Here is a 4131-nt window from a genome sequence, read left to right as displayed (position 1 = left end):
TTCTCGTCACGGGCGCCGGGGCCGACGGCGACGACTTCGCCCTCTTGCGGCTTTTCCTTGGCGGTGTCCGGGATAATAATGCCGCCGGCCGTCTTCTCTTCGGCCTCGATGCGGCGGACGACGACGCGGTCGTGCAGCGGACGGAACTTCATGGGGGTGCTTCCTCGTTCGTTTAATTGGAAGCACTCGTCTGCGCCGAGCAGCCCGGTTAGCACTCGACGCATGAGAGTGCTAAAGCGAGGGAGATAATCCAATGCCGCAGGCGAGGCAAGACCCTTCGAAGGCCAAGCTTGAGGTGCGCCGGACTCTTGTGACCACTGTCGGAGCCGGTAGCCCCTATCGGTCCTCTGCCACCGCGGCGGACGCCCAAAGGGCAACAAAATAGCCCCACCAAGCCTGGGGCAGCGGGACGGATGAAATGCTTTGGCGATACTAAGTGACAGATCTTAGGAAGAGAGCACGTCTGCTTGCAAACTTTGACAGGGCTGTGACGACGCGCATTGGCGGTACCATCAATCGTCCTGGGCGCTCATTGACCCATCCCATCATCTGTCCATACTGGCTTTTATGAAGCGCCTGATCGGATCCATCCGAGCCCTGCTGTCCCGTCGTCCAAAGACCACATCCCAAGCAGGTCTCACCGCCGTCGAGTACGAGGCGATCTGCCTGATCACGGATGAAGGAGGGGCAGCCTACGCCCGAGCACGGCAGCAGGCATTTTACTGCCGCGCAAGAGGCAGCGAGCAAGGGTTTCGGTTCTGGTCGACTGTGGCGATCGAAGTTGACCGGCGAGCGGGCGCGAGCGCCAAAAGTGACAATCAGCCAACCCGATAGGACCCGCCATCGTCTCCGGCGATGGCCTGAACGACCCTGAGCATTCCTCGCATCCAACCTCATCGACGGGCCCCAACCTCGGAACGGCACTGTGGATGGGCGGTATGTCGCCGAACGATGGGAAGCTCCGTCAGAGGCCCCTCAATCCAAGTCTGTCCGCAGCCTCATACCCGCTTCTGAGCATCCTTCAGGTAATCGACCACGACAGACGGCAGCTCGCGCCGCCTGCCAGAGGCGCGGCGCCGAAACGCATCGAACTCGCCCTTGCGGATCATGGCTGCTTCGAAGCTCAGTCCAAACCGGTCCGCGATCTCCTCAACCGTATCCGTCGCACTGAGGAGATCGTTGGGAGCCAGGAACATCGCAGCAAAGCGTCTTGCCTCGCTCTCCTCCTTCTTGGCCTCCAGCCCGAGCCTTCCAGCGGTCGATCGGGCGTCCCTCATGCTACGAGTGCCCGCGTGCCGCATGGCGAAGTGTCCGATCTCAATGGCGATGGTCATCCGCGCTCTTGGCTCGCCCCTCTGCATGGCAGCGACGACACTCTCACGGATCTGTAAGACGCCTTTTCGGATGTCCCAGTGCGCCTCCTCACCGGGCATGTCGGCGTCTGGAATTGTCTGGGAGCGGAAGTGCCGAAAGTGGGCCGTGAGCTTGTCGATCACGGTCGTCAGGTCGGGGCAGCTCTGGTTCTGCAGACCAAGTTCCGTTCGCAGAACCCTGACGCGCTGCTCAATCTCTTCATCCGCAACATGCCGCAACATATGGGGCCTCTGGATAAAGTAATCTACTATATATAGAATAATGCGAAATGTCTGGATTTGCAACCCTCGCCTCGGGGTAGTCACAGTGCTGAATGACCCTTGTCCTTCCCATCACAGCTCGGCTTGACCATGGCGCCTATCTCTGTTCCAGGCGCCGGCGCAGAACGAGGCAGAGCCTGAGGTTACGCTGAAACCGATCCTCCACAGAGCTGTTGATGCCCTAACCAGGGCAGGCGATGGAGATGGCGGTGCGGGTCAATGACGAGCAGATGAAGGGGCTTCAGTTCTCGGATACGGCGTCCCCTTCGCCGGATTATACGGCCAAGATTGTCGGCCATTTTCTCCGCAAGCTCTACACGGAGATGCTCGAGGAGGAGTTTCCCGAGCGCCTCCAGCCGCTGATCGAGAAGCTCGATGCGCAGGAGCAGGCCAATCGTCATGGGGTGAGGCGATGAGGACCGAGACTTCTGGGATGCAGTCCACCCATTAGAGACCTGACTTGCTACGTTCCCGACTCATCAACTGGAAGCGTGTCACGGACCTCGCAGCCAATTCAGGGCTGCTCGCTGCAACCGATGCCGCAGGGATCGCTTGTGCCTCATCTGAATCGCCCTGCATCGAAAGCTCCCAACCGGTCAGGCATCCGACTGAAGCTTCCCATTGCCCGTCTTCTGAAAGCGCAGCGCCGGTGGGAAAAGACCCTTCGCTCGGTGACCGCGACCTCGCGCAAACTCATCGTCAAGCCGCGCAAGACCAAGCCTAAGAAGAGCAGGCTCACCGAAGTCAACTCCTTCGGGTCCAATCCAGGCAATCTTCGAATGCTGACATACGTTCCGCCGCTGCTCCCCGCCAGAGCGCCTCTGGTTGTGGTGCTGCATGGCTGCCTGCAGACGGCGCGCGATTATGACGAGGGCAGTGGCTGGTCGCTGCTGGCCAAGCGGCATGGCTTTCTCCTTGTCTATGCCGAGCAGTCCCGCGCCAACAATCCAAACCACTGTTTCAACTGGTTCCAGCCTCACGATGCGCGACGCGGCTCAGGCGAAGCGTTGTCGATCCGTCAGATGGTCACGCGCATGCGTCGGACCCATAGCATCGACCCGGCCCGGATCTTCATCACGGGGCTCTCAGCCGGCGGCGCCATGGCATCGGTGATGCTGGCCACCTATCCCGAAGTCTTTGCCGGGGCGGGATCATCGCCGGACTGCCCTTTGGCGCCGCGTCCGGCCTACGCCATGTCATGACCGCCATGAAGAAGCCGCAGGCGCGCACGGCGCAGCAATGGGGTGATCTTGTCCGCTCGGCGTCATCTCACACGGGCCCGCGGCCAAGGGTGTCGATCTGGCACGGCATGGCGGATCGGACCGTTGCAGCCGCCAATGCGGCCGCTTTGCTCAGCCAATGGACCAACGTGCATGGCATCGACGAGGACATCTTTACGCAAGCATCCCTTGCAGGCCACCGCCACCGGACATGGTCGAACCGGAAGGGGGAGACGGTTGTTGAGCTGTGCCTCATCGAGGGCATGGGTCATGGCACACCGGTGCGCCGGACGAAGGCGCAGGCCCGCGCGCGAGGCGCCGAGCGCTTCATGCTCGATGTGGGCCTGTCGTCCACGCTTCATTTAGCGACATCGTGGGGCCTTGTTCACCGCAAGCGAGCCCCAGGCAGGAAGTAGTCGTCACATCGTCACTACGCAGCAGAGCATGCGGCACTAAGGGCGAACGAGAGCGCGACGGCCTCGCAGGCGATGTCGTCTGTCCTACTTATGATCCTGGATCAAACGGGGAGAGCATGTGATGTCGGATCACGTCTACAAGATCGTCGAACTCGTTGGCTCCTCCGAGACCAGTATTGAGGATGCCATCCAGACCGCCATCAAGCGTGCCGGTCAGACGTTGAGGAATCTGCAGTGGTTTGATGTCGTCCAGACACGCGGCCACATCGAGGACGGCGAGGTCCGGCATTATCAGGTCGTGCTCAAGGCGGGATTTACGCTCGAGGACGCGTGATCTCTAGGCCCTCAGGCCGGCCTTGCCTCAACGTGCTGGCGGGTTGGCCTATGCCGCCAGGCCATGCGTGGCATCGCCAAGGCATCGGCGATTGCCACCGGTTGATCTTGGACGAAAAAAGCCATCCGATCAGCCTCGCTCGCCGTTCACACGGCGTCGACAGCTCACGAGGCTGACTGCCGCCCTTCGACTATGGACGCAATCTCCGGCCGGTTCTCCGCGAGCCATTCCTGGGCCTCGGATGCATCGACGACACAGGTGAGGGCATCCCAGGTCGGATCCTCCAGAGACTCGTCCCGCAGGCGGGTCGCGGCATACTCCACTAGTTGATGCAGGTCCTCGTAGCCCGGCCGGGTCTCAAGCGCATCCGCAATCAGACGCTGGACCAGTTACGATCGACACGATGGAGGATGCTCTGCGGATCGGCCTCGCGAAACCAGGGCGTCGCATTGCGGATACCGACGCAATCCGTCCATGTGTACCGACTTGAAGTCGTCCACGCTTCCGATTTAATCCCGTCCACCCTT

6 protein-coding genes are annotated in these 4131 nt (G+C 61.2%); 4 read left to right on the top strand and 2 right to left on the bottom strand.

Annotated features, from left to right (window positions below):
* The coding region (locus JKL46_RS34235) for a co-chaperone GroES (protein WP_201842886.1) at positions 1-152 on the bottom strand (152 nt) is incomplete at its 3' end.
* An 846-nt stretch (positions 153-998) separates the two neighbouring features.
* The gene (locus JKL46_RS34230) at positions 999-1595 is read right to left on the bottom strand and encodes an ImmA/IrrE family metallo-endopeptidase (RefSeq protein ID WP_201842885.1); all 597 of its coding nucleotides are present in this window, start codon (positions 1593-1595) and stop codon (positions 999-1001) included.
* A gap of 242 nt (positions 1596-1837) precedes the next feature.
* Here JKL46_RS34230 and JKL46_RS34225 point away from each other — a divergent pair, with 242 nt between their 5' ends.
* From JKL46_RS34225 to JKL46_RS34210, 4 genes are all read left to right on the top strand, one after another.
* Entirely contained in the window at positions 1838-2050 is a 213-nt protein-coding gene (locus JKL46_RS34225; protein WP_201842883.1) for a NepR family anti-sigma factor, read from the top strand.
* A 255-nt stretch (positions 2051-2305) separates the two neighbouring features.
* Positions 2306-2836 carry an extracellular catalytic domain type 1 short-chain-length polyhydroxyalkanoate depolymerase gene (locus JKL46_RS34220; protein WP_201842881.1) on the top strand — a complete coding sequence of 177 codons (531 nt, stop codon included), beginning with the start codon at positions 2306-2308 and terminating at the stop codon, positions 2834-2836.
* A gap of 5 nt (positions 2837-2841) precedes the next feature.
* Positions 2842-3270: an alpha/beta hydrolase family protein gene (locus tag JKL46_RS34215; protein WP_201842880.1), complete on the top strand. Its 429-nt coding sequence runs from the start codon at positions 2842-2844 to the stop codon at positions 3268-3270.
* Between the two features lie 121 nt (positions 3271-3391).
* Complete coding sequence (locus JKL46_RS34210) at positions 3392-3604, top strand: dodecin (RefSeq protein ID WP_201842879.1); 213 nt, start codon at positions 3392-3394, stop codon at positions 3602-3604.
* Positions 3605-4131: the final 527 nt, after the last annotated feature.

Origin of the sequence: Microvirga zambiensis WSM3693 (assembly GCF_016735695.1) — a bacterium.
Classification (GTDB): domain Bacteria; phylum Pseudomonadota; class Alphaproteobacteria; order Rhizobiales; family Beijerinckiaceae; genus Microvirga; species Microvirga zambiensis.
The sequence above is the reverse complement of the archived record's forward strand: the minus strand, read 5'-3'. Positions and strand labels throughout refer to the sequence as shown.

Excerpts from the sequence above, each read along its gene's own strand:
- JKL46_RS34215 (WP_201842880.1), top strand. The coding sequence starts at position 2,842 with ATGAAGAAGCCGCAGGCGCGCACGGCGCAGCAATGGGGTGATCTTGTC.
- JKL46_RS34230 (WP_201842885.1), bottom strand. The coding sequence starts at position 1,595 with ATGTTGCGGCATGTTGCGGATGAAGAGATTGAGCAGCGCGTCAGGGTT.
- JKL46_RS34210 (WP_201842879.1), top strand. The coding sequence starts at position 3,392 with ATGTCGGATCACGTCTACAAGATCGTCGAACTCGTTGGCTCCTCCGAG.
- JKL46_RS34225 (WP_201842883.1), top strand. The coding sequence starts at position 1,838 with ATGGCGGTGCGGGTCAATGACGAGCAGATGAAGGGGCTTCAGTTCTCG.